Source organism: Mycobacterium sp. 4858 (genome assembly GCF_900240975.1).
GTDB lineage: Bacteria > Actinomycetota > Actinomycetes > Mycobacteriales > Mycobacteriaceae > Mycobacterium.
This window is the reverse complement of the sequence record NZ_LT968769.1, coordinates 1-903: the sequence shown is the minus strand read 5'-3', so window position 1 is coordinate 903 and position 903 is coordinate 1. Positions and strand designations below refer to the sequence as shown.

The 903-nt window shown below is 72.1% G+C and carries 1 protein-coding gene; it reads right to left on the bottom strand.

Going from position 1 to position 903, the window contains the following annotated elements; all coding sequences use genetic code 11:
* Window positions 1-903 (bottom strand): lytic transglycosylase domain-containing protein (locus tag C1737_RS00005; protein ID WP_102416882.1); only part of this gene is annotated, 903 nt, incomplete at both ends.

Here is a 903-nt window from a genome sequence, read left to right as displayed (position 1 = left end):
GCGTTCGGCGGCGGGTTCTGGGGGCCGACGCAGATCACCGTGCAGCCGGGCAGCCGGGCCGGGGCCTGCTGCGGCGTCGGGGTCATCCACGGGAACATCGGCGGTGGACCCGCGCTCTGTGGTTGGGAGAGGTCGATCAGCGGCATCCGCGCCAGGGGGTCGTCCAACGGCAGCCCGTTGACGTTCATCGGCAGGTTGGGGCCGAGTCCCTCGGCGTGCTCGAGGTGCGCGTCGGCCAGCGGGGGCGGCGGACCCGTCATCGGAGGCAGGTCGACCGGCACCACACCGGTGGCGTACGCCGAGGCCCAGCCCAGCACGTTCTGCGCGTACGCCATCGAGTTGTTGTAGCGCAGGATCGCGGCCATCACCTGGGAGGGGTCGCGGAGGTTGAGGCCGCCGCTGCACAGGTACCGGGCCGCGGCCAGCGTGGAGTCGAACAGGTTCTGCGGATCGGCGACGCCGTCGCCTTTGCCGTCGGAGGCGTAGCGCGCCCAGGTGCCGGGCAGGAACTGCATCGGCCCAATCGCGCGGGCGTAGGTGGGGCGATTGCCGGCGCTGCTCTGCAGGATGATCTCGTTGCCGGGCAGCGTGCCGTCCAGCGCGGGGCCGTAGATCGGGACGACCGCCGTGCCGCGCGCGTCGACCGCGCCGCCGCCGGCATGACCGGATTCGATGCGCCCGATCCCGGCCAACAAGTTCCAGCTCACGCCGCAGTTCGGGGCGGCCACGGCCATCTTCTGCTCGGCGCTGCGGTAGGCCGCCAGCGCAATGCTTGGAATGCCAAGTGCCCCAGGCGCATTCACGATCATCGCCGGCGGGGGTGCGGACAGGGCGGGTTCGGCGACGTGGAAGGCGGCCGGGGAACGGTCGATGGAAACGACAGCCGGTCCCGAGAGGTCGGGG